At 67.8% G+C, this 24,638-nt stretch carries 28 protein-coding genes and 1 tRNA gene; 17 read left to right on the top strand and 12 right to left on the bottom strand.

Annotated elements, in window-relative coordinates:
- Window positions 1-97 precede the first annotated feature (97 nt).
- Window positions 98-526 (top strand): nuclear transport factor 2 family protein, encoded by a 429-nt coding sequence (locus P7B02_RS00195; RefSeq protein ID WP_277784280.1) that lies wholly within the window; start codon window positions 98-100, stop codon window positions 524-526.
- A 75-nt stretch (window positions 527-601) separates the two neighbouring features.
- On the top strand, window positions 602-1,525 hold the full coding sequence (locus P7B02_RS00190) for a helix-turn-helix transcriptional regulator (protein WP_277784279.1): 924 nt from the start codon (window positions 602-604) through the stop codon (window positions 1,523-1,525).
- Here the strand turns inward: P7B02_RS00190 and P7B02_RS00185 are convergent.
- Both P7B02_RS00185 and P7B02_RS00180 read right to left on the bottom strand, forming a co-directional pair.
- The gene (locus P7B02_RS00185) at window positions 1,452-2,357 is read right to left on the bottom strand and encodes a hydroxymethylglutaryl-CoA lyase (protein ID WP_277784278.1); all 906 of its coding nucleotides are present in this window, start codon (window positions 2,355-2,357) and stop codon (window positions 1,452-1,454) included. The genes P7B02_RS00190 and P7B02_RS00185 overlap by 74 nt on opposite strands.
- On the bottom strand, window positions 2,357-4,024 hold the full coding sequence (locus P7B02_RS00180; protein WP_277784277.1) for an ArnT family glycosyltransferase: 1,668 nt from the start codon (window positions 4,022-4,024) through the stop codon (window positions 2,357-2,359). The genes P7B02_RS00185 and P7B02_RS00180 overlap by 1 nt, the downstream gene beginning before the upstream one ends.
- A gap of 76 nt (window positions 4,025-4,100) precedes the next feature.
- On the opposite strand from P7B02_RS00180, the gene P7B02_RS00175 reads away from it, so the two are divergent.
- Window positions 4,101-4,835 carry a glycosyltransferase family 2 protein gene (locus P7B02_RS00175; RefSeq protein ID WP_277784276.1) on the top strand — a complete coding sequence of 245 codons (735 nt, stop codon included), beginning with the start codon at window positions 4,101-4,103 and terminating at the stop codon, window positions 4,833-4,835.
- Between the two features lie 151 nt (window positions 4,836-4,986).
- Here P7B02_RS00175 and P7B02_RS00170 read toward each other — a convergent pair whose 3' ends face one another.
- Both P7B02_RS00170 and phaR read right to left on the bottom strand, forming a co-directional pair.
- A complete protein-coding gene (locus P7B02_RS00170) occupies window positions 4,987-5,316 on the bottom strand; it encodes a hypothetical protein (protein WP_277784275.1) in 330 nt (109 codons plus the stop codon).
- A gap of 39 nt (window positions 5,317-5,355) precedes the next feature.
- Window positions 5,356-6,012 (bottom strand): polyhydroxyalkanoate synthesis repressor PhaR, encoded by a 657-nt coding sequence (phaR, locus tag P7B02_RS00165; RefSeq protein WP_277784274.1) that lies wholly within the window; start codon window positions 6,010-6,012, stop codon window positions 5,356-5,358.
- Window positions 6,013-6,224: 212 nt separating this feature from the next.
- Here phaR and P7B02_RS00160 point away from each other — a divergent pair, with 212 nt between their 5' ends.
- The 3 genes from P7B02_RS00160 to P7B02_RS00150 all read left to right on the top strand — a co-directional run bounded on the left by P7B02_RS00160 (window position 6,225) and on the right by P7B02_RS00150 (window position 9,059).
- Window positions 6,225-7,400 carry an acetyl-CoA C-acetyltransferase gene (locus P7B02_RS00160; protein WP_277784273.1) on the top strand — a complete coding sequence of 392 codons (1,176 nt, stop codon included), beginning with the start codon at window positions 6,225-6,227 and terminating at the stop codon, window positions 7,398-7,400.
- 60 nt (window positions 7,401-7,460) lie between these two features.
- Window positions 7,461-8,186, top strand: coding sequence for an acetoacetyl-CoA reductase (phbB, locus tag P7B02_RS00155; RefSeq protein WP_277784272.1), 726 nt, complete (start codon window positions 7,461-7,463; stop codon window positions 8,184-8,186).
- Window positions 8,187-8,282: 96 nt separating this feature from the next.
- Window positions 8,283-9,059: a DUF4908 domain-containing protein gene (locus tag P7B02_RS00150; RefSeq protein WP_277784271.1), complete on the top strand. Its 777-nt coding sequence runs from the start codon at window positions 8,283-8,285 to the stop codon at window positions 9,057-9,059.
- Here P7B02_RS00150 and P7B02_RS00145 read toward each other — a convergent pair.
- On the bottom strand, window positions 8,989-9,447 hold the full coding sequence (locus tag P7B02_RS00145; RefSeq protein WP_277784270.1) for a hypothetical protein: 459 nt from the start codon (window positions 9,445-9,447) through the stop codon (window positions 8,989-8,991). The genes P7B02_RS00150 and P7B02_RS00145 overlap by 71 nt on opposite strands.
- Window positions 9,444-10,169, bottom strand: a complete 726-nt coding sequence (gene gloB, locus P7B02_RS00140; protein WP_277784269.1) for a hydroxyacylglutathione hydrolase — start codon at window positions 10,167-10,169, stop codon at window positions 9,444-9,446. Before gloB ends, P7B02_RS00145 begins: the two co-directional genes overlap by 4 nt.
- 83 nt (window positions 10,170-10,252) lie before the next feature.
- Between gloB and P7B02_RS00135 the strand changes: the two genes are divergently transcribed.
- The 3 genes from P7B02_RS00135 to P7B02_RS00125 all read left to right on the top strand — a co-directional run bounded on the left by P7B02_RS00135 (window position 10,253) and on the right by P7B02_RS00125 (window position 12,991).
- Window positions 10,253-11,020, top strand: a complete 768-nt coding sequence (locus P7B02_RS00135) for a methyltransferase domain-containing protein (protein ID WP_277784268.1) — start codon at window positions 10,253-10,255, stop codon at window positions 11,018-11,020.
- A gap of 38 nt (window positions 11,021-11,058) precedes the next feature.
- Entirely contained in the window at window positions 11,059-11,403 is a 345-nt protein-coding gene (locus tag P7B02_RS00130; RefSeq protein ID WP_277784267.1) for a P-II family nitrogen regulator, read from the top strand.
- A gap of 79 nt (window positions 11,404-11,482) precedes the next feature.
- The gene (locus tag P7B02_RS00125; protein WP_277784266.1) at window positions 11,483-12,991 is read left to right on the top strand and encodes a phospholipase D-like domain-containing protein; all 1,509 of its coding nucleotides are present in this window, start codon (window positions 11,483-11,485) and stop codon (window positions 12,989-12,991) included.
- Here P7B02_RS00125 and P7B02_RS00120 read toward each other — a convergent pair.
- The 3 genes from P7B02_RS00120 to P7B02_RS00110 all read right to left on the bottom strand — a co-directional run bounded on the left by P7B02_RS00120 (window position 12,988) and on the right by P7B02_RS00110 (window position 17,025).
- Window positions 12,988-14,853, bottom strand: a complete 1,866-nt coding sequence (locus tag P7B02_RS00120; RefSeq protein WP_277784265.1) for a nucleoside-diphosphate sugar epimerase/dehydratase — start codon at window positions 14,851-14,853, stop codon at window positions 12,988-12,990. The two genes, P7B02_RS00125 and P7B02_RS00120, sit on opposite strands and share 4 nt — an antisense overlap.
- A gap of 104 nt (window positions 14,854-14,957) precedes the next feature.
- Window positions 14,958-16,220 (bottom strand): molybdopterin molybdotransferase MoeA, encoded by a 1,263-nt coding sequence (locus P7B02_RS00115; RefSeq protein WP_277784264.1) that lies wholly within the window; start codon window positions 16,218-16,220, stop codon window positions 14,958-14,960.
- On the bottom strand, window positions 16,192-17,025 hold the full coding sequence (locus tag P7B02_RS00110; protein ID WP_277784263.1) for a ferredoxin--NADP reductase: 834 nt from the start codon (window positions 17,023-17,025) through the stop codon (window positions 16,192-16,194). The genes P7B02_RS00115 and P7B02_RS00110 overlap by 29 nt, the downstream gene beginning before the upstream one ends.
- Window positions 17,026-17,285: 260 nt before the next feature.
- Between P7B02_RS00110 and P7B02_RS00105 the strand changes: the two genes are divergently transcribed.
- Window positions 17,286-17,687, top strand: coding sequence for a hypothetical protein (locus P7B02_RS00105; protein ID WP_277784262.1), 402 nt, complete (start codon window positions 17,286-17,288; stop codon window positions 17,685-17,687).
- A gap of 51 nt (window positions 17,688-17,738) precedes the next feature.
- On the opposite strand, the gene P7B02_RS00100 is transcribed toward P7B02_RS00105, so the two are convergent.
- Window positions 17,739-17,918, bottom strand: a complete 180-nt coding sequence (locus tag P7B02_RS00100; RefSeq protein WP_277784261.1) for a hypothetical protein — start codon at window positions 17,916-17,918, stop codon at window positions 17,739-17,741.
- 224 nt (window positions 17,919-18,142) lie between these two features.
- Between P7B02_RS00100 and P7B02_RS00095 the strand changes: the two genes are divergently transcribed.
- The 5 genes from P7B02_RS00095 (at window position 18,143) to rplA (ending at window position 20,435) form a co-directional block, all read left to right on the top strand.
- Window positions 18,143-18,218, top strand: a tRNA-Trp gene (locus P7B02_RS00095).
- Window positions 18,219-18,324: 106 nt separating this feature from the next.
- Window positions 18,325-18,609, top strand: a complete 285-nt coding sequence (gene secE, locus P7B02_RS00090) for a preprotein translocase subunit SecE (RefSeq protein ID WP_277784260.1) — start codon at window positions 18,325-18,327, stop codon at window positions 18,607-18,609.
- Between the two features lie 6 nt (window positions 18,610-18,615).
- Window positions 18,616-19,179, top strand: coding sequence for a transcription termination/antitermination protein NusG (gene nusG, locus P7B02_RS00085; protein WP_277784259.1), 564 nt, complete (start codon window positions 18,616-18,618; stop codon window positions 19,177-19,179).
- A gap of 131 nt (window positions 19,180-19,310) precedes the next feature.
- Window positions 19,311-19,742, top strand: a complete 432-nt coding sequence (rplK, locus tag P7B02_RS00080; protein WP_277784258.1) for a 50S ribosomal protein L11 — start codon at window positions 19,311-19,313, stop codon at window positions 19,740-19,742.
- Between the two features lie 3 nt (window positions 19,743-19,745).
- Complete coding sequence (gene rplA, locus P7B02_RS00075; RefSeq protein WP_277784257.1) at window positions 19,746-20,435, top strand: 50S ribosomal protein L1; 690 nt, start codon at window positions 19,746-19,748, stop codon at window positions 20,433-20,435.
- 111 nt (window positions 20,436-20,546) lie between these two features.
- Here the strand turns inward: rplA and P7B02_RS00070 are convergent, their stop codons facing one another.
- Window positions 20,547-21,275 carry a glutathione S-transferase family protein gene (locus tag P7B02_RS00070; protein ID WP_277784256.1) on the bottom strand — a complete coding sequence of 243 codons (729 nt, stop codon included), beginning with the start codon at window positions 21,273-21,275 and terminating at the stop codon, window positions 20,547-20,549.
- Window positions 21,276-21,629: 354 nt separating this feature from the next.
- Here P7B02_RS00070 and rplJ point away from each other — a divergent pair, with 354 nt between their 5' ends.
- Window positions 21,630-22,148, top strand: a complete 519-nt coding sequence (rplJ, locus tag P7B02_RS00065) for a 50S ribosomal protein L10 (RefSeq protein ID WP_277784255.1) — start codon at window positions 21,630-21,632, stop codon at window positions 22,146-22,148.
- 50 nt (window positions 22,149-22,198) lie between these two features.
- Window positions 22,199-22,588 carry a 50S ribosomal protein L7/L12 gene (rplL, locus tag P7B02_RS00060; protein WP_277784254.1) on the top strand — a complete coding sequence of 130 codons (390 nt, stop codon included), beginning with the start codon at window positions 22,199-22,201 and terminating at the stop codon, window positions 22,586-22,588.
- Window positions 22,589-22,657: 69 nt separating this feature from the next.
- On the opposite strand, the gene P7B02_RS00055 is transcribed toward rplL, so the two are convergent.
- Complete coding sequence (locus P7B02_RS00055; protein ID WP_277784253.1) at window positions 22,658-24,595, bottom strand: M61 family metallopeptidase; 1,938 nt, start codon at window positions 24,593-24,595, stop codon at window positions 22,658-22,660.
- Window positions 24,596-24,638 lie beyond the last annotated feature (43 nt).

The raw sequence follows: 24,638 nt of genomic DNA, 5'->3' as shown, positions 1-24,638 counted from the left end.
GCGCGCCGGCCACCTGAATATCCTGATAACGGCCGCATGGCCGTGCGCCGTAGCTTGGCCCTCTCAAGATAGGAGACGGGTTTTGGAGCTACGCAAAATGGTTCTGGGCATCGCGGCGGCCGCCGCCTTGACGGCCCCGCAGGCCGCTTTGGCCGATGATCGCGCGACGGTCGCGGCCCTCGACGTCGCCTATCAGGAGGCGGTGAAACGCAGCGACACCGAGGCCATGGATAAAATCCTGCACAAGGATTTCTACCAAGTCTGGGGCGACGGCCAGATCATGACGCGGGACGAACTGATCACCCGCGTGAAGGGTGTAAAGTACGAGGTGCAGGACGAGGATCCGGGCACCCAGTTGGTCCATGTGTTCGGCGACACCGCCATCGTCACCGCCCGCATCTGGGTGAAGGGTGTCCGTGCCGACGGGACCAGCTTCGATCGCCGGGTGTGGTTCAGCGACACCTATGTCCGCACGCCTGAAGGCTGGCGCTATGTTTTCGCCCAAGTGGCCCTGCCGGCCCGCTGATCTGTAACTTCCCACGGCCTGAGGCGAACTTGCCTGTGTCGTGAATGCCGCGTCGGCGGCGGGGGAGGTCTGGCGATGACTGTTGTTTCCTTGGAGGAAGCCCGCCGGCGCGCCAGCGCCAACCGGGACCCGGAGACGGGGCTGCGCCTGCCGGCCGATTATCGCAGGACAATCCACGACAGCGGCACCATGACGATCCGCGACATCGCCGCCTCGCACGAGCGCCCGCCGACGGGCGCGACTTCGCTCTATCAGGTGGTGGTGCCGTATCTCGGGGTCTTCACCTATTCGGTCGGCAGGCGTTCGACCTTGGTCGACGCCAACCGCACCCTGATGGTTCCGGCTGACATCGAGTTCACCGACAGCCATCCGGTGCGGAATGTCGGCCATGCGGCGGTGGCCGTGGCCCCCGCCGTGGAGGTTATGGAGGAGCTGTGCCGCCTGCATGGCGCGCGGCCCGCGGAGATGTTCAGGGAGTTGTCCCGCCCGGCCGTCCCCGGGCTCGGCCTCGCCGCCCATCGTCTGCGGATCCTCCCCGAGGAGGCCGCGCTGGAGGTAGATGAATTGGCGATCCAAGTGCTTCAGGCGGTGTTCGGCGGTGGTCAGGTTGGAAGAGGGCAGGCGTCCCGCGTGGTGGAGCGCGCCAAGCAGGTGATCCACGAGCGCGGCTGCGGCCGGCTCAGCCTGGCGGACATCGCGCGCGCGGTCGGCGTGTCGCCAGTCTACCTGACCCAGGAGTTCACGCGCTCGGAGGGCATGCCGCTCTATCGCTATCAGCTTCAGCTGAGGTTGAGCCGGGCGCTGGTCGAGCTGCCGGATTGCGAGGACATCACCGGCCTCGCGCTCGACCTCGGCTTTTCAAGCCACAGTCATTTCGGAGAGGCCTTCCGCCGGACCTTCGGCCTCACGCCCGCGGCGTTCCGGGCTAGCTCCTGGGCGGAAAACCGCCGGCTCGGGCCAGGGAGGAGGCCGGCGCCTTGCCGAGCCGCTGCGACATGACCTTGGCCGTCTCGATCAGGGCGTCGAGGTCGTAGCCGGTCTCGAAGCCGGCGCGCTCCAGCATGTAGACCAGATCCTCGGTGCCGATATTGCCGGTGGCGTTCGGCGCGAAGGGGCAACCGCCCAGGCCGCCGACGCTGGCGTCCAGCACGTCGATCCCTGCCTCCACAGAGGCGTAGGCGTTGGCCAGGCCGGTGTTGCGGGTGTCGTGGAAGTGCATGCGCAGGCGGGCGTCCGGCGCGGCCTTGCGCACCGCCTCGATGCGACGACGGACGGTCCAGGGATCAGCGACGCCGATGGTGTCGCCCAGGGCGATCTCGCCGATCTTCAGGGCATGGGCCTCCGCCGCGATGGCGGCCACTTGGTCGTCGCTGACCTCGCCGTCGAAGGGATCGCCGAAGGCCACCGAGATGGTCAGGGACAGGGGCGGACCGCCATTGGCGTTGCGGTGCTCCACCACTGAAGCCAAGGTCTGAAGCTGCTCGCTGACCGAGGCGCCCTGGTTGCGGATGCCGAAGCCGTCGGAGGCGCAGACCACCACATTGGCCTCGTCACAGCCGGCGGCGACGCAGCGCTCCCATCCCTTGAGGTTCAGGACCAGCCCGATGCGTGAGGCGTTCGGATTGGCGGGCAGGGCGGCCATGACCTCTTCCGCCCCGGCCATCTGCGGCACCCGGCGCGGATTGACAAAGGAGACGGTTTCGATCCGGCGGGCGCCGGCGGCCTCCAGCCGCTGGACGAAGACGGCGCGCTCTTCCGGCTCCAGGACGGCGGCTTCGTTCTGCAGGCCGTCGCGCGGCCCGACTTCGACGATCTGGATGAAGCGGCTCACTACTGGTCCTCCGGCTCGCCGCGATAGATGGTCAGGCGGACGGGATCGCCGGTGGAATAGTTGAAGCCCTCAACGACCGCGACCGGATGCGGCGTCAGGCCGATGCGGGCCAGATCGGCGCGGAAGGCGGCGTCCTGCTTGGCCTCGACCACGGCGGGGCGGCCTTCCAGAACCGCCTGAGCGGCGTTGGGCGCGTCGCCCAGGCCCGTGCGGGCGCCCAGGGCGAAGACCAGGCTGGGCTCGGCGTAGCCGGCCACCTCGACCGGGCCAGGGGTCACCCCTTCGCGCGGGTCGATCTTGGCCTCACGCAGGGCGTCGGACACCCGCTTGGACGACCACAGCGGCTCCAGGCGCGGGGCCAGCAGGGCGAAGAAGGCGCTGTGCGCCAGCAGGCCCAGGACGAGGGCGGTGACCACGGCGGTCCCCGCCGCGCGATTGACCAGCAGATAGGCCCCGACCCCGCCGGCCATCAGGAACAGGCCGGCCGCGATGGCCGCCGCCGTGGCGTCCGAGGCGTCGCCATATTCCGACATCAGATAGATCGAGGCGGCGGCGAAGATCACGCCGCCCAGCACGCCCAGCACCGCGCCGATCCAGCGCGAGACGCGGCCCAGGGGCTGCTCCAGCGACGCCGCCATCAGCCAGGCCAAAGCCCCATGGGCGGGCAGGGTGTAGTGGGCCAGCTTGGTGGGCAGGATCTCGAACATCAGCCAGGTGGGAATCAGCCAGCACAGGGCGAAGCGCACGCCCGGCTCGTTGCGGCGGCTCCAGCCCAGGGCTAGCGCCGCCGGCAGGACGATCGCCGACGGGAAGGTCAGCAGGAACGACAGCAGGGTGTGATAGCCGGGAGGGGCCCCGTGGCTTTCATGGCCGCCGGCCAGCTTGGGCGCCAGATCGCCGCCGATGGCCGTGCCCCAGAAGGCGCCGTCCGTGGCCACCGTGATCGCCCAGGCCCAGGGGGCCACGACCAGCACGAACACCGCCGCGCCCCAGGTCCAGCCCAGGCCCTTCAGCCAGGCGGCCTTGCGGTCCCAGACACACAGGGCCAGCACGGCCAGCAGCACGACCAGCAGGCTGACCGGCCCTTTGACCAGCACGCCCAGCGACAGGCCAAGCCAGAAGAACAGCCGGGTCCAGGTCCCCGCCTTCGGCCCTCCGTTGGCGGCGGAATAGAGCCGCGCCAGGGCCGCCAGGGACAGGGTCGTCAGGCCGCACAGCATGGCGTCGGTCTTGGCGATGAACGCCTCGGTGGACAGCAGGAAGCTGACGCCTAGGATCGCGCCCGCCATCAGGCCCGTGCGCTGGCGGAAGAACGCCCCCGCGCCCCAGGCGCAGGCGGAGGCGGCCAGCATGGCGCCGAGCAGGGACGGCACGCGCCAGGCCCAGATCTGCCGATCCTCGACCGCCGAGAGCGCCTTCACGCTGAGCGCCTGCATCCAGTGGATGCCCACGGGTTTCTTGAATCGAGGCTGATCCTGGAAGCGGATGACGACATAGTCGCCGCTTTCCAGCATCTGGGCGGTGGCCTGGGCGAAGCGCGACTCGTCGCGGTCCAGCGGCGGCACGGCGAACAGGCCGGGAAGACCGGCGATCATGGCGATCAGCGCCGCGAAGAGAGGGGCGCGCCAGCCGCGGCTAAGGGCGTCGAGACGGGATTCGAGGCTCATGCAGCGTTTGATAGCATGAACGCGGCCGGGTGATCCTTAACCTTCCCCGCTCCGTCTTTTCGGCTATTGAGGGCGGATGAACGCTAAATCCGCGACTCCTGACGTCTCTATCGTCGTTCCGGTCTTCGACGAGAGCGGCGCGGCCCCGGCCCTGGCGCGCGAGATCGCCGCCGCCTTCGCCGGCCGCAAGTTCGAGATCGTCTTCGTCAACGACGCTAGCCGCGACGACACGGCCGCGCGGCTCATCGCCCTGAAGGCCGAAATCCCGCAGCTTCGCGTCTTGAGCCACGCCAAGAACGCCGGCCAGAGCCGTTCGGTCCGCACGGGCGTGTTGGGCGCGCGCGGCGCCATCGTGGTGACCCTGGACGGCGACGGCCAGAACGATCCGGCCGACGCGCCGCGTCTAGTGGACCGCCTGGCCGCCGGGCCGGAGACCCTGGCCCTGGTGGGCGGTGAGCGGGTGAAGCGTCAGGACAGCTGGTCCAAGCGCTATGCCTCCCGTTTCGCCAACGGGGTGCGCCAAAAGCTGTTGAAGGACAACGCCACCGACACCGGCTGCGGCCTGAAGGTGTTCCGCCGCGAGGCCTTCCTGCGCCTGCCGTACTTCGACCATCTGCACCGCTACCTGCCGGCCATGATGATGCGTGAGGGCTATGAGACGGCGTTCGAGCCGGTCCATCACCGCGCGCGGGAGACCGGCGCGTCGAAGTACACGAACTTCGGCCGGCTGAAGGCCTCGTTCTCGGACCTGATCGGGGTGATGTGGCTGCAATCTCGCGCCCGTCAGCCGGGCGGCGTCAGCGAGCTGTAGGCAGAAACCGCCGACGTCCTAGGTCAGGACCGTGAAGATCAGGGCGATGAACGCGACGTCGAACAGGCGGAAAGACAACAACGACAAGGGAACGGCTCCAGGGCTCGTTCCCAGTCAGCAAGACGGGCGCCAGTCTTAGGCGCGGGCGGTCTCAGACCTCGGTCTGACGTCCCCGGCCGTTCTTCCGGCGGCGGTCCGCGCCGCCCGACCATTCCGCCCCCAGATAGCTGGAGCGGGCGGTGTCCAGGGTTTCCTGGCCGCCGCGCAGGCCACGCTTCTGGCCGTTCTGACCCAGGAGTTGGGCGGCGAAGGCGGTGAAGCCCGAGCGGGGCGCGGGCTCGACCTCTTCCTTGACATGCACGGTCTCGACGTCCGGCTGCTCGTCGCTGGAATGACCGTCGGTCGCGCGTGCGTCCACCGCGCGGCGGAAGACGCGGCGCGGGGCGGGCAAGCGACGAGTAGGGTCGATCGGATCAGTCATCGACGAAAGCGTAGGCCGGTGTTCGTTAAGAACCGGTGGTCAGGGCTTGGAGGCCAGTTTTTCGATCTGCTGCTGCATGGCGTCGAGTTGGCGCTTCAGGTCCGCCAGGGAGTCGTCGCTGGCGGCCGGCTGCGGCGCGGGGGCGGCGGGTTCGGCGGCGCGGGGCGCGGCGTCTTCCTCGCCCGGACGCGTGAAGGCGAAGGGCGAGAACATCTTCATGGCGCGGTCGAACAGGGCCAGGTTCTGGCGGATCTGCTCGTCATAGGCGCCGGCGGCGAAGCCCTTGGCCGCGAACGCGCCTGGCGTCAGGGTTTCGAACTGGGAGCGCATGCGCTCCTGCTGCTTGGCGAAGCTCTCCAGCGACAGCTCCAGATAGCTGGGCAGGAAGGCCTGCATCGAATTGCCGTAGAACCCGATGAGCTGGCGCAGGAACTGGATGGGCAGCAAGGTCTGACCCTTGCTCTCTTCCTCGAAGATGATCTGGGTCAGGACCGGACGGGTGATGTCCTCGTTGGTCTTGGCGTCATAGACCACGAAGTCCACGCCCTCCTTCACCATCTCCGCCAGATGCTCCAGCGTGACGTAGGAGCTAGACGCCGTGTTGTAGAGGCGGCGGTTGGCGTACTTCTTGATGACCACGCGTTCGCCGGACTTGGCGTTCGCCTTGCCTTCTGCGGCTTCGTTGTTCTCGGACATTTCGTTCCCAAAGCGCGCGGCCCGTTCGGCCGTTCTGCGATGCAGTATCGTGCATAGCTGTCCGGTGCGCCAGTGGTCAGACGACAGGTATGCGTCACACAAATGCGTGCGTGACTCCCGGCGTCGGGCATGCATTCTACCGCACTGCACAATAACGAAGGCCGCATCTCGGACGGGATGGCGGCCTCGCGGGAACCACGGGAGCTTTATCCATGACCGACATCGTCATCGTCTCCGCCGCTCGCACGCCGGTCGGCGCGTTCAACGGCGCCCTCTCCAGCCTGCCGGCCCACGAGCTGGGCAAGGTGGCCATCGCCGCCGCCATCGAGCGCGCAGGCGTCGCTCCGGCGGATGTGGATGAGGTGATCCTGGGCCAGGTGCTGCAGGCCGGCGCCGGCCAGGGCCCGGCGCGTCAGGCCTCGGTCAACGCCGGCATCCCGGTGGAGAGCCCGGCCTGGAGCCTGAACCAGCTTTGCGGCTCCGGCCTGCGCGCCGTGGCCCTGGCGGCTCAGCAGATCGAGACCGGCGACGCCGCCATCGTGGTGGCTGGCGGCCAGGAAAGCATGAGTCAGGCGCCGCACGCCGCCCACCTGCGCAACGGCCAGAAGATGGGCGACCTCGGCTTCGTCGACACCATGATCAAGGACGGCCTTTGGGACGCCTTCCACGGCTATCACATGGGTCAGACCGCCGAGAACATCGCCAGCCGCTGGCAGATCACTCGCGCCGACCAGGACAGCTTCGCCGTCGCCAGCCAGAACAAGGCCGAGGCCGCCCAGAAGGCCGGCAAGTTCGCCGACGAGATCGCCCCCGTGACCATCAAGGGCCGCAAGGGCGACGTGGTCGTCGACCAGGACGAATACATCCGTCACGGCGCCACGCTGGAAAGCGTGTCGGGCCTGCGCCCGGCCTTCACCAAGGACGGCTCGGTCACCGCCGCCAACGCCTCGGGCCTCAATGACGGCGCCGCCGCGGTGGTGCTGATGAGCGCCGAGGAGGCCAAGAAGCGCGGGCTGAAGCCGCTGGCCCGCATCGCGTCCTGGGCCAATGCCGGCGTCGAGCCGGAGATCATGGGCACCGGCCCGATCCCGGCCAGCAAGAAGGCGCTGGAGAAGGCCGGCTGGACCGTCGCCGACCTGGACCTGGTGGAGAGCAACGAAGCCTTCGCCGCCCAGTCGCTGTGCGTGGTCCGTGAGCTGGGCCTCGATCCGGCCAAGACCAACGTCAACGGCGGCGCCATCGCCATCGGTCACCCGATCGGCGCGTCCGGCGCGCGGATTCTGACGACCCTGCTGCATGAAATGAAACGTTCGGGCGCCAAGAAGGGCCTTGCGACGTTGTGCATCGGCGGCGGCATGGGCGTCGCCATGTGCCTCGAGGCGATCTGACCCGGCTCGACAACTGACGCAACGGCGCCCAAGACTAGACGACCCATAGGGAGGAAGTTCATGGCGAGAGTTGCGTTCGTCACCGGCGGAACGCGCGGCATCGGTCGCGCCATTGTGGAGCGTCTGAAGGCCGATGGCCTTGAGGTCGCCGCCGGCTATTCCGGCAATGAGGAGGCGGCCGCCAGGTGCGCCGCCGAACTCGGCGTCACGGTCGTGAAGGGCAATGTGGGCGTGTTCGAGGACTGCGCCCGCGCCATCGCCGAGGTGGAGTCCAAGCTCGGCCCGGTGGACGTGCTGGTGAACAACGCCGGCATCACCCGCGACGGCTTCTTCCACAAGATGACCTACGAGCAGTGGTCGGAAGTCATCCGCGTGAACATGGACAGCGCCTTCAACATGACCCGTCAGGTGATCGAGGGCATGCGCGAGCGCGGCTGGGGCCGGATCGTCAACATCTCGTCGATCAACGGCCAGAAGGGCCAGGTCGGCCAGACCAACTATTCGGCCGCCAAGGCCGGCCTGATCGGCTTCACCAAGGCCCTGGCCCTGGAGAACGCCAAGAAGGGCATCACCGTGAACTGCATCTGCCCCGGCTATATCGACACCGAGATGGTGGCGGCGGTGCCGGAGAACGTGCTGCAGGGAATCATCGCCGGCATTCCTGTCGGCCGCCTGGGCAAGGGCGAGGAGATCGCCGACATGGTCTCGTTCCTGTCGGGCGAGCGGGCCGGATTTGTGACCGGCGCGACACTCACCCTCAACGGCGGTCAGTACATGGCCGCCTAAACGGCGAGAGGCGCTTGATAGCAGTGCTTACTGGCGTCAAGACTGGGGCGTGGCACGTCCAAAATCCGCCCCAGTCGGGATGCATCTGCTTAACACATGGTAGGACGTAGATCGGCGATCTCCCGGGCCGCCGTTCTCAACGGGACGGGCGCGCTGTGCGTGCTTGCGGCGCTTGTCGCCGCCTCGCCCGCCCTTGCTCAGACCAGCAGTCTGCGCGAGGCGCTGTATGGCAGCCGCAGCGAAACCCGCCGCGCCATGACCCCGCCGTCAGCGCGTTATGTGTCCGAAACCGGGGTCCGTTTCGTCTTCGACCGCAGCCAGGACCGTCCGCTGATCCGCTTCGAGGGGCAGTCGGAGGTCTGGGCGCTGGAGCCCCATGCCGCGCCGCGCGGCGACACCATCTACAAGAACGACCTGGGCCAGCCGGTCCTGCGCGCCACCAAGCTGGGCGGGCTGACGGTCTTCACCCAGCAGCGCCCGGCCGGCGCCGCCGCCGCCGTGGCGGGTGAGGCGGGCCCCATCCGACTGCCGGCGCTGAGCCCGAGCGCGGTGCTGCAGCGCCTGGCCGCCGCCAGCGCCAAGGCCAGCCGCGCGGCGCAGCGCCTGATCTCGTTCGAGGCCGACGTGACGGCCGAATCTTCGGCCCTGGCCGCCGACGCCGCCTCCCTGGCGGCCGATGCGGTGGCGCGGCTTGTCCGTCGTCCGGGCGGCAAGCAGGCGGTGTCGAAGATCGACAAGGTGGTGATCGACGAGGGCAAGAAGCCCTCGGCTCACCTCAAGAAGGGCGTGGTGCGGATCACCGTCACCCCCGACCTCGGCCTGGCCGGGCGGCCGTCGTCCGAGAAGATCGCCGCCGCAGCCGAGGAGCGCTGACCGCCTCCGCCTCGACCTGCGTGTTGGGCACGGCGGGTTCATCCAGCGGATAGCCGGGCATGAGGGTCCGGGTCAGCAGGCTCCAGCCCGTGGGGCACTGAATCTCCCGCCGCCAACCCGCCGGCCCCGCCGTCTGCTGCTGTTCGCTCAGGGTGCAGCCGAACACCTCGCCCGCCGGGGAGGTGAAGGTCACGGCGACAGGCGCCCCGTTGTTCAGCTTCAGAACCTCCACCGTCTCCATCAGCATGTCGATGGGCTGGCCGGCCTCGACCAGCAGCAGGCCCTGGATGCGGAAGGGGTCCTCGTAGCGGCCCATCTCCTTCCACCACCCGCCCGACCAGGGGCGCAGGTCCAGAAGGCGCACGATGTCCGCCGGCGCGTGGCTCATCCCTTGAAGGCGTCCTTGGCCGCCCGCACGGCGGCGAAGCGCTCGGCGTTCCCGGCCAGCAGGAAGGGATTGGTGGCCTTCTCCAGGCCGATGGTGGTGGGGACGGTGGCCTCGCCCCGCTCTCGCGCCGCGAACACCGCGTCGGCGCGGGCGGTCAGGGCCGCGTCATGCTCCAGCGACAGGGCGAAGCGGGCGTTGGAGGCGGTGTATTCGTGCGCGCAGTAGATTTTGGTGTCGTCGGGCAGGGCGGTCAGGCGGGACAGGCTGTCCCACATCTGTTCGGCCGTGCCTTCGAACAGGCGGCCGCAGCCCAGGGCGAACAGGGTGTCGCCGACAAAGGCCACGCCGTCCGCGGCGTCGTGATAGGCGATATGGCCCAGGGTGTGGCCGCCGCTGTCGATCACCGCGAAGGCCGTCTCGCCCAGCATGACCGTGTCGCCGCCGCCGACAGGGCGGTCCAGCGGCGCGATGCGCGTCACCTCGTTCGGGCCGACGATTTGCGCGCCAGTGCCCGCCTTGATCGCCGCATTGCCGCCGGCATGGTCCGGGTGCCAGTGCGTGTTCAGGATCAGGTCGATGGACCAGCCCAGCTTCGCCGCCTCGGCCAGGATCGCGTCGGCGTCCGGGGTGTCGATGGTCGCGACCTTGCCCGAGGCGTCGTCGCGCACGAGGAAGCCGTAGTTGTCCGACAGGCAGGGGAACTGATGGATGATGATCGTCATGAGGTTGCTCACGATCTATGGCGATTTGCGCGCCGGCCCAATGCACGTAAGCCTAAAGCCCACGACTCCGCTATAGAACGTCCATGCGCCGCGATGTGCTCGAACTCCGCGCTTTCTACGGCTCGCCTTTAGGCAAGGCCGCGCGCGAAATGCTGACCCGCAAGGTCAGCGAGGCCTGGGGCGACGCCGCGGGCCTGGATGTGCTGGGCGTCGGTTATCCGACGCCGTTCCTGCAGTATCTCGATCATCGCCCGCGCCGTGTGGTGGCGGCCATGCCGGCGGCCCAGGGGGTCGAGGTCTGGCCCCGCCAGGGACGGAACCGCTCGGTGCTGGTGGAGGACGGCGACCTGCCCTTCCGCAACGCCATGTTCGACCGGGTGCTGGCCGTTCATGCCTTGGAGGAGAGCGTCGATCCGCTGGAGGTCCTGTGCGAGATCGGCCGCGTCACCGCCCCGACAGGCCGGGTGATCGTCGCGGTCGCCGCGCGCAACGGCGCCTGGGCCAATGCGGAGGGCACGCCCTTTGGCCACGGCCGCCCTTTCACCCGCCTGCAGCTTGAAAGCCTGTTGCGCGAGGCGGAACTGGAGCCCACCGGCTACACCCGCGCCCTGTACGTGCCGCCCATGACCGCCTTCGCCCGCTGGGCTGAAGGATTCGAGCAGGCCGGCGCGCGTCTTTGGCCGGGATTCGCGGGCATCATCCTGATGGAGGCTGTGAAGCAGACCTTCGCCGTGAAGCCGCGCGGCGTGCGCGCCAGGGCTCATGTGTTGGTTCCCGGCGCCCTGCAGCCGGCGCCGGCGGGACTTCCGCCCGCAAGATATTCGGATCGCTTGGAAACGCCAGGGGTTTAGGCCTAGCTTAGGTTGCTCGATTTGCTCGGAGACCCCGCATGAAAATGATCGTCGCGATCATCAAACCCAGCCGGCTCGACGCGGTGCTGGACGCCGTCACGGAAGCCGGGGCTTCGGGCCTGACCGTCACCGAGGTGCGCGGCTACGGCCGGCAGAAGGGCAAGACGGAAATCTATCGGGGCGCCGAGTACGAAGTGAAGCTGCTGCCCAAGGTGAAGCTGGAGATCGCGGTCTCCGACGATCTCGTGGCCGGGGTGAGCGACGCCATCGTCACCGCCTCCAACAGCGGCAAGATCGGCGACGGCAAAATCTTCGTCATCGACCTGGAGCAGGCCCTGCGAATCCGCACGGGCGAGCGCGACGCTTCGGCGATTTCGGGCTGATCAACATCTAGCGGAGCCGTAGGGCGGGTTCGCGCGTTCCCGGTCCATGTGGGATGTCGGGACTCTCGATGAGGGGCGCATGGCTGAGGCGACGGAAGTCATCCGTCCCGGCGTGAATTGCTGGCGACAGGAGAAGGCCGAGCGGATCGCCTTCCTCATCGACAGCGCCGACTATTTCGCCGCCCTCAAAGCGTCGCTGCTCAAGGCCAAGTCCTCCATCTGGATCCTGGCCTGGACCTTCGATCCGCTCACCCGTCTGACTCCTGATCGCTCGCCGGTCAGCAAAAGCCCGGAGCACGCCGACCGTCTGGGTCTGTTGCTGCGCCGGATGGCGGCGCTGAACCCGGCGCTCGATGTGCGCATCCTGGCCTGGGACATGCCGCCGCCCATCGCTGCGTCCCAATGGTTCGCGCCGCAACGGGCCCAGGCCTATTTCGCGGATTCCCGCGTCAAGTTCCGCCTCGACCACAGCCTGCCCATGAGCGCCTGCCATCACCAGAAGGCGGTGATCATCGACGGTCGTCTGGCCTTCATCAGCGGCGGCGACATGGGGCCGGACCGCTGGGACACCTGTCACCACGACGACCACGATCCACGCCGCCGGTTGCCCAACGGCCGCCGCTATCCGGCGCGGCACGAGGTGTCGATGATGATGGAGGGGCCGGTGGGCCAGGCCCTGAGCGAGCTGTTCGTGCAGCGCTGGCGCACGGCCACCGGCGAGCCGCTGACGCCCCTGCCGCCTGCGCGGGAGATGATTTGGCCCGACAGCGTCGCCATCCACGCCCGCCGCCAGGAGGTGGCCCTGGCCCGCACGGTTTCGGACTGGAAGGGGCAGAAGGGGCATTGGGAATGCCTGCGTCTGCATCTGGACGCCATCGCGGCGGCCAAGCAGCTGATCGTCCTGGAGAACCAGTACCTGACCTCGCCCCTGATCGTTGAGGCGCTGGTGGAGCGGTTGCTGGAGGCGGACGGCCCGGAGATCGTCGCCATCGGACCGGCGCACAGCCCCAGCTATTTCGACCAGATCACCATGGACAGCGCCCGTTCAGCGGCGATCCACCGTCTGCGCTCGGCGGATGTTCAGGGGCGCTTCTCGGCCTACACGCCCCTGACGCCCGGCGGGAACGCGGTGATCGTCCATTCCAAGGTGGCGATCATCGACGACACCTTCCTGCGGATCGGATCGGCCAATCTGAACAACCGCTCCACCGGTCTCGACAGCGAGCTGGACGTGGCGCTGGAGGCCGAGCATGGGCCGGAAGGCGAGGCGATGCGCGCCGCCATCCGCGCGTTCCGCTCGCGCCTGGTCGGCCACTATATGGAGCGTCGCAGCGATGAGGTGGGGGCGGCCATGGCGTCCTTCGGCGGTCTGGCCGCGGCCATCAACGCCCTGGACCGTGAGCCGCGCCGGCTGCCTCACGCCGAGGCTCGCAAGCCGGGCCCCTTCGCCCGTTTCATCGCCAAATGGCACCTGGGCGATCCGACCACCACAAAGGACGCCTGGAACCCCTGGAACCGCCGCAAGCGCCTGAAGCAGGACCTGGCGGTGCTGCTGCCCTGCGTGATGGAGGGACGGGAGGACTGCTAGCCCGCGCGGCGTGCGGCGGTCAGCTGGCGGGTCTGCTCGACGATGCGGAACAGGGTGGCGCGCACGGCGCCGGCGTCGCCCTGACGCGCCTGGGCCTCAAGGGCGGCGAGGTCGGTTTCGGCCAGGGGCACGAGCGGCGCGCCCGGAACGGCTTCCAGAATGCCCGGCGCGCGGGCGCGGGCGGCCTCGCCGATATCGACCAGCTCTTCGCTGATCTTCTCGCCGGGGCGCAGGCCGATCTCGCGGATTTCGATGTCCTTGTCGGGGACCAGGCCGTTCAGTTCGATCATGCGGCGGGCGAGATCGACGATCTTCACCGGCTCGCCCATCTCCAGGGTCAGGACGCCGGATTCCGGCTCCGCCTCGGCGGCCGACAGGGCGGCGGCGCGCAAGACCAGCTTCACCGCTTCCGGGATGGTCATGAAGTAGCGCTCGACCTCGAAGTCGGTGATCGTGATGGGGCCGCCCTTCTCGATCTGGTTCTGGAACACCGTGGCCACCGAGCCTGCGGAGCCGAGCACGTTGCCGAAGCGCACGACGCTGAACCGCGTGGGGCCGGCGCTGGTGCGGACCAGGGTTTCGGCCATGCGCTTGGTGGCGCCCATGACGCTGGACGGATCGACCGCCTTGTCGGTGGAGATCATCACCATGTGCGCCGCCTCGACGCCGCGGGCGGCCTCCACCACGTTGCGGGTGCCGAACACGTTGGTCAGCACGCCCTCGCAGGGGTGGGACTCCACCAGCGGCACGTGCTTCAGCGCGGCGGCGTGGAAGATGATCTGCGGCTGCTTGTCGGCGAACCAGGACGACAGGCGGGCGCGGTCGCGGATGTCGCAAAGCACTTCGTGCTGGGGCAGGTCGGGCCAGGCCTCGGCGATCTCGCGGCCGATCTGGAAGAGGGCGCCTTCCGAGGCGTCCAGCATGGTCAGGCTGGCCGGCTCGCAGCCCGCCACCTGGCGGCAGATCTCTGAGCCGATGGAGCCGCCGGCGCCGGTGACCAGCACGCGCTTGCCGGCGACCAGTTCGCGGGCGGCGCTCATGTCCAGTTGCACGGGCGTGCGGGCCAGCAGCTCTTCCAGGCTGATCTCGCGCAGGCCGGCCACGGACGGGCCCTTGGCCAGTTCGACCACCCCGCCCGGATGGCGCAGCAGGCGGACGCCCTCGCTCTTCAGGCGGCCCAGGCGCTCGGGGCCGAGGCCCGGCAGGCTGGCCGGGTGCGACAGGAACAGGATCGCGGACGGGCCGATGTTGCTTTCACGCAGGCGCTGCAGCACCTCGTCGAACTGGCTGATGTCACCCAGGACGCAGACGCCGCGGAACTCCTCGCCCACTTCGCGGGGTGAGGGCGAGATCACGCCGATGGCCGCGTAGGTCTGGCCCAGCGCGGTGGTGGGCGCGCGCAGGAAGGCGTCGGCCTCGTGCGTGTCGCCGACGATCAGCAGAGGCGAGCGGGTGGCGATGTGGCCGCCGATGAACACCTCCACCAGCGAGCCCTCATGCATGGCGCGGCGGATGATGCGCAGGCCGGCCAGGAAGCCGGGATAGACCATCAGGGTCAGCAGGGCGGAGCGCCAGCCGCCGGGCAGGCCGACAGGGGTCGCCCACACCACGAAGGTGAACAGGCTCATGGCCAGGGCGGACGAGCGCGCCAGGCGCAGGATGTCGCCCAGGGCGACGAATCGCCAGGGCGCGCGCTCGATCTGGATGACGATCTCGACGACGGCGGCGCAGGCGGCGAAGGCCAGGGCGGAGGCGAAGATGGCCGGCACCGGCCAGGTCCCGCCGACGCAGATGGCGCAGGAGACGAAGGCGGCCAGGAAGGCCAGCATGACATGAACTGCGAACTTGCCCGCTCGACCCACGCCGTGCTCCTGAAACCTTGCCGTCCCGTCCGCGGCTCGCGGACTCGGAGCAAGGCTTAGCATGCGATTTTTGCGGCGTCTCGTTATTGTGTAAAGTATTTACTTTACATGCGCCCGAGACGGAGCACGGAGACGACCTCGCCGGCCTCGGCGGCGGGGGCTCCGGCGGGGCGCACCAGCAGGGCGTCGGCTTGGGCGAAGACCGTGACCAGCGAGGATTCCTGATCGGGGAAGGCGCGGACACGCGAGGCTCCGTCCTCGTCCGTTTCGAGCCGGGCGCGCATCCAGTGCTCGCGCGGGCCGTTGGCGGGCAGGGGCGCCGCGAGGGTCGCGGCCTCCATGACCGGGCCGGGCGCCGCGCCCAGCATGGCCTCTATCAGCGGGCGCAGGAACAGCTCGGCGCAGACGAAGGCCGAGGCGGGATTGCCGGGCAGGCCGAGCACGAGGCGGCCGTCGGCCAGCTTGCCGAACCAGGTGGGCTTGCCGGGGCGGACCTTCACCGTCTCCACATCCAGGCGCAATCCGAGACGGGCGAGGGCGGGCTTGGCCAGGTCATGATCACCCACCGAGGCGCCGCCCATAAGGACGATGATATCGGCGTAAAATTCGGAGACTGAAGCAGAGACTGGAGCGGCGATTTCGGAGACTTGGGAGACAATGGCGTCTTCGTCGTCGCCGATGAGGGGATAGGCGCGCGCCGCCGCGCCCCATTGGCGGGCGAGGGCGAGCAGGCCGGCGGAGCCGGAGTCGAATATTTGCCAAGGGCCGGGCGAGCCGCCGGGAGCGACCACCTCGTCGCCGCCGGTCAGGATGGCGATGCGCGGGCGGCGGGCGACGGCCAGGGCGTCGCGGCCCGCGGCGGCGGCGAGAGCCAGCCGCCAGGGTGTCAGGGCTTGGCTGCTGTGCAGCAGCACATCGCCCCCCCGAAAGTCGCCGCCGCGCGGGCGGACATAAGCTGGGGCGTTGGAGCCGGCGTTCGGCGTCAGCAGGTCGCCGTCGCGGACCGCCTCTTCCTGGATCACCACGCGGTCGGCGCCGGCGGGCACGGGCGCCCCGGTGAAGATGCGGACGGTCTCGCCAACTTGGAGTGTTTCGGCATAGCCATGTCCGGCGGCGCTTTCGCCGACGATCTTCAGAGGCGGGCCGCCCAGGTCGGCGGCGCGCACCGCCCAGCCATCCATGGCTGAGGCGTCGAAGGGGGGCTGATCACGGACCGCCGTCACATCCTCCGCCAGCACGCGGCCGGCGGCGTCATGCAGCGGGACGGTCTCCGCGCCGAGGAAGCCGGCGCGCGCCAGCATGCGGCGGCGCGCGTCCTCGACGGTCAGGTTCCGGATGTCAGCCGACGAAGGCGCGTTCGAGGACATAGTCCCCCGGCTCGGCGTTGGAGCCTTCCTTCATCCCGTGGCTCTCCAGCAGGGCGGCCAGGTCCTTGATCATGGCCATGGAGCCGCAGAGCATCGCGCGGTCCTGCTCCGGATCGAACTTGCCGCCGGGCAGGCCCAGGTCGCGGAACAGCTGGCCGTTCTCCACCAGGGTGGTGAAGCGGCCCTGACGTTCGAACGCCTCACGGGTGACGGTGGGATAATAGACGAGCTGGGCCTTGGCCTCGTCGCCGACCAGCGGATCTTCATGGATCTCGCTGGTGAAGAAGTCGCGATAGGCCAGCTCTTCGACCTCGCGCACGCCGTGGGCGACGATCACCTGTTCGAAGCGCGAATAGGCGTCCGGGTCCCGGGCCACAGACAGCCACGGCGCCAGGCCCGTGCCGGTGCCGAACAGGAACAGGCGCTTGCCCGGCTTCACCGCGTCCAGCACCAGGGTGCCGGTGGGCTTCTTGCCCAGCAGAATCTGGTCGCCTTCCTTGATCTGTTGCAGGCGGGAGGTCAGCGGACCGTCCGGCACCTTGATCGAGAAGAACTCCAGCTCTTCGGCGAAGGCTGGGGAGGCGATGGAATAGGCGCGCAGGATCGGCTTGGTCTCGCCCAGCTCCGGGCGCGGCGGCAGGCCGATCATCACGAACTCGCCCGAACGGAAGCGCAGGGACGCGGGCCGCGTGATGGCGAAGCTGAACAGGCGGTCGGTCCAATGCTTCACCCACAGCACCGTCTCGACGTGATGCGCGCCCGTGGGCGCCGGGGCGGGGGAGGTCTGCAAAGCCGTGTCGGTCATGGCCGGAAAGGTCCTTCTGCGCCGGACTTTCGGCGCACGTGTCTCAACATCGCCGTCTACGGCCCATCGGACGACGCACCGTCATGTGATGGGCGAGGGGGCGATGTCAACTCACGCCTCTCACGCAATGAAATTCTCAACATCGTCAAAAATGGCGCAGGATTTTACGGCGAACGTCAAAATATGCGTTGCCGACTCCTGATGTGAGGCGCAGAGTCGTCCCTGCTCCACCAGAGAGCGTAAAATATACGGAGGGATGGATGCGCGTAGCGTTGTTGAAAGGCGCGGCTGTCGCCGCGTTTTCGATCCTTGCCTTGTCGGCCTGCGGCAACGCCGGAACCGGGTCCCAGACCCAGGTCGCGGCGGTCGCGGGCAAGTCCGTCAACGTTTCCGGCTGCGCACGGCCGGCCACCAACGTCTCGACCGGCGCCACCTGCGTGGCGCTGCGTGGTCCGGGCGGGGTGATGTATGACGTGACGTCGGCTTCCCCGGCTCCGGATCCGACGAAGGGCGTCAGTGTCGCGGTCACCGGCATGGACAACGGCCAATCGTCCGACTGCGGCAAGGTCCTGACCGATGTGAAGTGGGAGTATCTGAGCCTTCGTTGCTCGGCGGCCGCCCCGACCGTGGTGGCGGCGACCGAGCCGGCGACGGCCCAGTAGCTTTCTGAAAAGGTGCGGGCCCGACGCTTCGGCGCCGGGCCCTGGCCTCCTTCAGGTCCTGGCCTCGCCCGAGCCCGGATCGGTGGCGGTCTTGTCGGTCTTTTGACTGGACTCCGACCCCTCGGGTTCGGTGGCGGGGCGAGGCGCTTCGCCCTCGCGGTCCGGCTTCAGATTCTCGTTCTCGGTTTCGCGATTGGACGGGCGGCCGGCGCTGGAAGCGGCTTGATCCATGGCGTCTTTCCTCTCTTTTGCAGGAACTGGCCGGAAAACGCCGCTGCGCGGCGCTTCGATCCATGATGTGATCTCGCCTCAGGGGCTGTCCGATCCCCTTGCTCCCCGTCGATGTCGCTGCTAAACGAGCCGGCTCCGGCGCATGAGCCGAGCGCGCCGGAAGGCCCAACCGCTTCCCGGCGCGCTGTTCATTGCCCGGAGGACTGCGGCGAAAGCCGACGTCTAGGAGTGTAGCTCAGCTGGTAGAGCATCGGTCTCCAAAACCGAGGGCCGGGGGTTCGAGTCCCTCCACTCCTGCCACTACCTATATGAAAAGCCGGCTACGCCCCGCGCGCAGCCGGTCATGTCAGTTTTAGAAGGTCGCGAGCCGCTAATGGCCAGGAAACCGGGATCGACCCCGTCAGCGATGAAAGCCCGCGCCGCCAAGACGGCGGCGGCGATGGCCCCTGCGGGTCAGGCTTCCGCGCTGAAGGCTGAAGCCGCGCCGAAGAAGCGGGTCAGCCCGACCAAGTTCTTTGAACAGGTCATGGCCGAGGCGAAGAAGATCACCTGGACCTCCCGCAAGGAGACCTGGATCACCTCGCTGATGGTTTTCGTCATGGTGGTGATGACCTCGATCTTCTTTTTTGTGGTCGACTGGGTCCTGCGCACCGGCGTGACGCAGATCCTCGCCCTCGCGAACGCAGGATAAGAGACGATGAACGCTCAAACCGGCTCGAACCCGAACCACAAGTGGTACATCGTCCACGCCTACTCGAACTTCGAGAAGAAGGTGCGTGACAGCATCCTCGAGCAAGCCAAGTCGCAAGGCCTGGAAGAAAGCTTCTCGGAAATCCTGGTCCCGACCGAGGACGTCGTCGAGATCCGCCGCGGCCGCAAGGTCAACGCCGAGCGCAAGTTCTTCCCCGGCTACGTGCTGGTGAAGATGCACCTGACCGACGAAGCCTACCACCTGATCAAGAACACCCCGAAGGTCACCGGCTTCCTGGGCGCCCAGGGCGGCTCGAAGCCGACCCCAGTGCCGGAACGCGAAGTTCAGCGCATCGTCGGCGCCATCGAAGAGGGTGTCGAGCGTCCGAAGCCCACCGTCTCCTACGAGATCGGGGAGCAAGTGCGCGTCACCGACGGTCCGTTCGCCAGCTTCACCGGTTCGGTGGAGGACGTGGACGAAGAACGCGCCCGCCTGCGCGTCACGGTTTCGATCTTCGGCCGGGCGACCCCGGTCGAGCTGGAATACAATCAGGTCGAGAAGATCGCCTGATGACGAAATTCCCCGCGGCCTAGGCGGCGGGGGAAACGGGACAGCCTTCGGGCCGTCCGTCAAATCCGTGGGAGGGACGCCAAGCCCGCACCACGGCTCAACCGGCCGGATTTCCGGCCACCGAGGAGACTATGGCAAAGAAGATCCTGGGCTACATCAAGCTGCAGGTGCCCGCCGGCTCCGCCACGCCTTCGCCGCCCATCGGGCCGGCGCTGGGTCAACGCGGCGTGAACATCATGGGCTTCTGCAAAGAGTTCAACGCGCGGACTGAAAACGTCCAGAAGGGCACGCCCCTGCCGACCGTGATCACGGTCTATCAGGACAAGTCGTTCACCTTCGTGACGAAGACGCCGCCGGCCACCTTCTACCTGAAGGAAGCCACCGGCCTGAAGTCCGGCGCGAAGCTGACCGGTCGCGAGACCGTCGGCTCGATCACCCGCACCCAGCTGCGCGAGATCGCCGAAAAGAAGATGAAAGACCTCAACGCCAATGACGTTGAAGCCGCGGCCCGCATCATCGAGGGCTCGGCCCGCGCGATGGGCCTGAAAGTGGTGGAGGCCTAAGTCATGGCTAAGCAACCCAAGCGCATCCAAGCCTGGACCGGCGACCGCGACGCGAACCTCGCGCTCGACGAAGCCATCAAGCTGGTGAAGGCCAATGCCAAGGCCAAGTTCGACGAGACCATCGAGATCTCGGTGAACCTGGGCGTCGACCCGCGTCACGCCGACCAACAGGTCCGCGGCGTGGTCAACCTGCCGTCGGGCACGGGCCGTGACGTCCGCGTCGCCGTCTTCGCCAAGGACGCCAAGGCTGATGAAGCCAAGGCCGCTGGTGCGGAACATGTGGGCGCTGAAGATCTGTACGAAAAGATCAACGGCGGCTTCATGGACTTCGACCGCGTCATCGCGACGCCGGACATGATGGCCTTGGTCGGCCGTCTGGGTAAGGTGCTCGGCCCGCGCGGCCTGATGCCGAACCCGAAGGTCGGCACCGTGACCCCGAACGTCGCCCAGGCCGTCAAGGACGCCAAGGGCGGCGCCGTGGAGTTCCGCGTCGAAAAGGCCGGCATCGTTCACGCCGGCGTCGGCAAGGCCTCGTTCACCGAGGACGCGCTGAAGGCCAACGTGGTCGCTCTGGTCGATGCTCTGAACAAGGCCAAGCCCTCGGGCGCCAAGGGCCTGTACGTGAAGAAGATCAGCCTGTCGTCCACGATGGGCCCGGGCTTCAAGATCGACGCGGCGTCGGTCGGCGCCTAAGCGTCAGATCACGGCTGAAGATTGCGGCGGCGAGGGTCTCCCTCGCCGCCGTTTTCTTTTGTGACTCAAGCCGCTCATCCCGCGAAGAAGCGGATGGGGTCAGGCCTGCCCTCAGGAGTCCAGCTCCGCGTAGCGGCGGAAAATGCCTTCCTCGTTGAAGGGCAGGCGGCGGTCACTTTCCAGATAGGCCTTGATCCTGGGCTGTTCGGCGACGCGCACGGCCAAGGCGGCCAGCTTCGGCGTCTCCTTCAGGGTCTTCTTCGTCGCCTTGGGGAAGGCGTAGAGCAGGCCCTGCACCACCTGGAAGGCCGACAGGTCGGCATAGGTCAGCTTGTCGCCGACCAGCCACTGATCGCCGGCGGGATTGGCCGCCAGGATCGTCTCCAGCCATTTCAGGAATTTGGGGATCCGCTGCTTTCGGAACTCCTTGGACCGTTTGGCCGCCTCCTTTTTCTGATCCTCGTAGTAGAGGCTCAGGCCCACAGGGTGGTGGCTGTCATGGGCCTCGGCGGTCAGGTCGGCGATGGTGAGCTGGATCTGATGGACCCAAAGGCGATCGGCTTCGGCCTTGGGCGTCAGCTTCAGCTTGGGCCCCAGGTGCATGAGGATCGCCGCCGTCTGGCCGACGACCACATCGCCGTCCTTCAGGAAGGGCGGGGCGAAGGGCGCGCGGGTCGTGGCGTCGCCCTCCAGGAAGGCCGTCAGGGCCGGCACGCCCTGACCGTCCGCCTTGCTTCCCCGGCCGACGTCCACATAGTCCGCGCCGGCCTGTTCGAGGGCCAGGCGGACGAACTCGCCGCGCCCCTGGATGCCGGGCCAGTAATAGAGCTCGTAGGCCATGGATTCTCCTGCTCTGTGCGCAGGCTCAACGCCTGAGCGGCGGCGGGGTTGAGTCCCGCGGGCTTTTCGACTATACGCGCCGCTTCCGTTGCCCTCGTGGCGGCGAAACCTGTCCGAGAACTGTGGGGCGCCAGGGTCACTGGAGCCATAACTGGGAAGAGCCCTTTCCAGCCGCCGGGAGACGGGGAAGCAAAGAGCTCTGCTCGCACCATTCCGTTCCGACGGATGAGCGCGCGGCTCGTGCATCCTTCGGACAGTCGAGACCGACCAAGCGCGATGGGAGCGATCCCTTCGTCGTGAAGTCAATATCGGCGTCCGGATGGTCCGGCCGCTGTAACTGAGTAGGAGACCGCAATGGACCGCGCTCAAAAGCAAGAGTCGATCGAGACGCTCAAGGGCGTTTTCGCTGACTCCGGCGCTGTCGTCGTGACCCACTATCTGGGTCTGACCGTTGCGGAAATGACCGACCTGCGTCTGCGCCTCCGCAAGGAAGGCGCCGCGCTGAAGGTGGTGAAGAACACCCTGGTGCAAAAGGCCCTGAACGGCTCGGCAGGTGAAGCGGGCGACGCCCTCTTTGTCGGCCCGGTCGCCATCGCCTATGGCGCCGATCCGGTGTCCGCCGCCAAGGTCGTCGCCCAGTACGCCAAGGACAACGATAAGTTCAAAATCGTTGGCGGCATCCTGGGTCAAACGACCATCCTGGACGAGAAGGCCGTCAAGGCCCTGGCGACCCTGCCCTCGCTCGACCAGATCCGCGGCCAGCTCATCGGGCTGCTCAACGCTCCGGCCACCAAGGTCGCCGGCGTTCTGCAGGCTCCGGCGGGTCAGCTCGCTCGCGTCTTCAACGCTTACGCCACGAAGGACGCCGCGTAAGCGGACTGTCAGTCATCTCCCCAACATCCCTCATCCTCTAAGGAACTATCATGTCGAAGCTCGAAAAGATCGTCGAAGACCTGTCCGCTCTGTCGGTTCTGGAAGCCGCTGAGCTGTCCAAGCTGCTGGAAGAAAAGTGGGGCGTCTCGGCCGCCGCTCCGGTCGCGTTCGCTGCTCCCGCCGCTGGCGGCGCTGCTGGCGCTCCGGCTGAAGCCGCTGAAGAGCAAACCGAGTTCACCGTTGTTCTCGCCAACGGCGGCGACAAGAAGATCAACGTGATCAAGGAAGTCCGCGGCGTCCGTCCGGACCTGGGCCTGAAGGAAGCCAAGGACCTGGTCGAAGGCGCTCCGCAGAACGTCGTCGAGAACGTCTCCAAGCAGCAAGCTGAAGAGATCAAGAAGAAGCTCGAAGAAGCCGGCGCCACCGTCCAGATCAAGTAATCTGGTCGGCGTCAGCTCTGACGCTACAGGAAACGGCCCCGGAGCGATCCGGGGCCGTTTTTCTTTGACCTACTTCCTGGGCGCCAGGATGTCGTCGAGGCGGGCCGGGGTTCCCGCGATCCGCTCCAGCGCCGGATAGCGCAGGCCGTCATGGTAGGGGATCTGGACGGTGCGGTAGCGCTCGGCCGTCTTCACCAGCAGCTCGATCGGCTTGGCGCCGCCCTTGGCCTCGGTGATCGCCGTCTTCAGGCGTTCGGCGTCATAGGCGAGGCCGTTCACGGCGATGATCTGGCCGGCGTTGGTCAGGCCGGCCTTGAAGGCGGGGCCTTCCCACTGCACGGCGCTGAGCTTGCCTTCGCCGCCGACGACCACGCCCAGGGAATAGGTCAGGTCGGTGGTCTTTCGACGGCTCTCATTGGCCTTGAAGTAGGCGGTGGGGGTGTCCTTGTAGACGAGGCGGTAGCCACCGCGCGCCAAGCCGTCGAGCGGGGCCTTGGGGGCCACGTCATAGATGCGGGCCTTCAGGAAGCCGGCCCAGTCATGGGCGACCACCTTGTTCAGGGCCTCGACCACGTCGTCGAAGCCGTAGGTCAGCGGCGTGTAGCTGCCGTCGAACTTGCCCTCGGCGCCCAGGAAGACCTTGGCGAAGTCGTCGAGGGACTTCTTTCCGCCGGTCTTCTCGCGGATCAGGGTGTCGGCGTCGAGCCAGACGAGCTGGCCCTCGGAGTAGTAGTCCTCGCCCCGCTGGAAGCTGGTCCAGGGCTCGGCCTTGCGGGCGATGGTGATGGGATCGTTGGTGGTGTCGAGCACCGTGCGCCAGGTGCGGCCTACGCGGGCCTCGTAGGTGGCGGCGGTTGAGGCGATGGCCTCCAGCGTCTCCTGCTTGGTCAGCAGGCCGGAACGGGCCGACAGGACATAGCCCCAGTACTGGGTCTGGCCCTCATAGACCCACAGCATGCTGTTGCGCATGGGGACCGAGAAGTCCGGGGTGAACAGGTCCGCGCCACGGCGGAACTTGCCGTTCCAGGAGTGGGTGTACTCGTGGGGCAGCAGGTCGCGGTTGGCGGCGTGCTTGTCCCAGTCGGTGAAGTAGGTGGGCGGGACGCCGTTCTCGCTGGAGCGATGGTGCTCCAGCCCGATGCCGCCCATGCGGTCGGTCAGGGACAGCAGGAAGTCGTACCGGTCGTACTGGCGCGTGCCGTAAAGCTTGTCGGCCTGCTTCACGAGGTTGCGGTGCTTTTCGATCTGCTCCGGCGTGGCGGCCAGCAATTCCTCGCGGTCGGCGACCACGTTCAGCTTCACCGGGCTGCGGCCGCCGGGATCCAGGTCGAACTGGCGGTAATAGCGGCCGGCGAACATGGGGCTGTCCACCAGGGTCTCGAACGAGACGGGTTTGAAGGTGGTGACGCCGTCGGCGGTCCCGGCCACGTCCATGGCCACGCCGAACTTCCACTGGTCGGGCAGGCGCAGGCTCAACTCCACCGGGATCTGGCGGGTGAACCATCCGGCCGGATAGAGGGCGAGCTGGTTCCACTGCAGGTTCATCATCTCGTTGGTGACGACGATGCGGCCCTGGTCGGTGGTGACGGGCGAGACGAACTGGAACTCGACCTCAAGGCTGGTTGCGCCCTGCGGGACGTCCACGTGATAGGCGTAGACCTCGACCGGATCGCGGGTCCAGGCGATGCGCTGACCGCCGGCGGTGATCACCAGGCCGGCGACCTTGTCCACCGGGCCGCGCGGAGCGTGGTTGCCCGGCAGCCATTCCGGATAGAGCAGGGTGAAGGGGCCTGCCTTGTCCACGGGGATCGACTGCTTCACGCGGATGATGCGTCGGTCGGTGTCGGTGGCGTCGACGAACAGCTTCAGCGTGCCCGGATAGGGAACGTCCTGGGCCGCCGTGATCGGCGGCGTCATCGGAAGCGGCTGGGGGGGAGGGTTCTGCGCAGCGTTTGCGGCGGAGAAGGAGAGCGACAGGGCCGTGGCGGCCAAAAGCACGACTTTCATAAGGCCGGACTTAAGCGTAAGTTGGAACCCTCGAAAAGCGCCG

The sequence above is a fragment of the Caulobacter segnis genome, from assembly GCF_029543125.1.
GTDB classification, from domain to species: domain Bacteria; phylum Pseudomonadota; class Alphaproteobacteria; order Caulobacterales; family Caulobacteraceae; genus Caulobacter; species Caulobacter segnis_D.
Note: the sequence above shows the minus strand (reverse complement) of the source record. Positions and strands in the feature narration are given on the sequence as shown.

Coding starts and splice junctions, on each gene's coding strand:
- P7B02_RS00195 (WP_277784280.1), top strand. CDS start 98: ATGGTTCTGGGCATCGCGGCGGCCGCCGCCTTGACGGCCCCGCAGGCC.
- P7B02_RS00190 (WP_277784279.1), top strand. CDS start 602: ATGACTGTTGTTTCCTTGGAGGAAGCCCGCCGGCGCGCCAGCGCCAAC.
- P7B02_RS00180 (WP_277784277.1), bottom strand. CDS start 4,024: ATGAGCCTCGAATCCCGTCTCGACGCCCTTAGCCGCGGCTGGCGCGCC.
- P7B02_RS00175 (WP_277784276.1), top strand. CDS start 4,101: ATGAACGCTAAATCCGCGACTCCTGACGTCTCTATCGTCGTTCCGGTC.
- P7B02_RS00170 (WP_277784275.1), bottom strand. CDS start 5,316: ATGACTGATCCGATCGACCCTACTCGTCGCTTGCCCGCCCCGCGCCGC.
- phaR (WP_277784274.1), bottom strand. CDS start 6,012: ATGTCCGAGAACAACGAAGCCGCAGAAGGCAAGGCGAACGCCAAGTCC.
- P7B02_RS00160 (WP_277784273.1), top strand. CDS start 6,225: ATGACCGACATCGTCATCGTCTCCGCCGCTCGCACGCCGGTCGGCGCG.
- phbB (WP_277784272.1), top strand. CDS start 7,461: ATGGCGAGAGTTGCGTTCGTCACCGGCGGAACGCGCGGCATCGGTCGC.
- P7B02_RS00150 (WP_277784271.1), top strand. CDS start 8,283: ATGGTAGGACGTAGATCGGCGATCTCCCGGGCCGCCGTTCTCAACGGG.
- P7B02_RS00145 (WP_277784270.1), bottom strand. CDS start 9,447: ATGAGCCACGCGCCGGCGGACATCGTGCGCCTTCTGGACCTGCGCCCC.
- gloB (WP_277784269.1), bottom strand. CDS start 10,169: ATGACGATCATCATCCATCAGTTCCCCTGCCTGTCGGACAACTACGGC.
- P7B02_RS00135 (WP_277784268.1), top strand. CDS start 10,253: ATGCGCCGCGATGTGCTCGAACTCCGCGCTTTCTACGGCTCGCCTTTA.
- P7B02_RS00130 (WP_277784267.1), top strand. CDS start 11,059: ATGAAAATGATCGTCGCGATCATCAAACCCAGCCGGCTCGACGCGGTG.
- P7B02_RS00125 (WP_277784266.1), top strand. CDS start 11,483: ATGGCTGAGGCGACGGAAGTCATCCGTCCCGGCGTGAATTGCTGGCGA.
- P7B02_RS00115 (WP_277784264.1), bottom strand. CDS start 16,220: ATGTCCTCGAACGCGCCTTCGTCGGCTGACATCCGGAACCTGACCGTC.
- P7B02_RS00110 (WP_277784263.1), bottom strand. CDS start 17,025: ATGACCGACACGGCTTTGCAGACCTCCCCCGCCCCGGCGCCCACGGGC.
- P7B02_RS00105 (WP_277784262.1), top strand. CDS start 17,286: ATGCGCGTAGCGTTGTTGAAAGGCGCGGCTGTCGCCGCGTTTTCGATC.
- P7B02_RS00100 (WP_277784261.1), bottom strand. CDS start 17,918: ATGGATCAAGCCGCTTCCAGCGCCGGCCGCCCGTCCAATCGCGAAACC.
- secE (WP_277784260.1), top strand. CDS start 18,325: ATGAAAGCCCGCGCCGCCAAGACGGCGGCGGCGATGGCCCCTGCGGGT.
- nusG (WP_277784259.1), top strand. CDS start 18,616: ATGAACGCTCAAACCGGCTCGAACCCGAACCACAAGTGGTACATCGTC.
- rplK (WP_277784258.1), top strand. CDS start 19,311: ATGGCAAAGAAGATCCTGGGCTACATCAAGCTGCAGGTGCCCGCCGGC.
- rplA (WP_277784257.1), top strand. CDS start 19,746: ATGGCTAAGCAACCCAAGCGCATCCAAGCCTGGACCGGCGACCGCGAC.
- P7B02_RS00070 (WP_277784256.1), bottom strand. CDS start 21,275: ATGGCCTACGAGCTCTATTACTGGCCCGGCATCCAGGGGCGCGGCGAG.
- rplJ (WP_277784255.1), top strand. CDS start 21,630: ATGGACCGCGCTCAAAAGCAAGAGTCGATCGAGACGCTCAAGGGCGTT.
- rplL (WP_277784254.1), top strand. CDS start 22,199: ATGTCGAAGCTCGAAAAGATCGTCGAAGACCTGTCCGCTCTGTCGGTT.
- P7B02_RS00055 (WP_277784253.1), bottom strand. CDS start 24,595: ATGAAAGTCGTGCTTTTGGCCGCCACGGCCCTGTCGCTCTCCTTCTCC.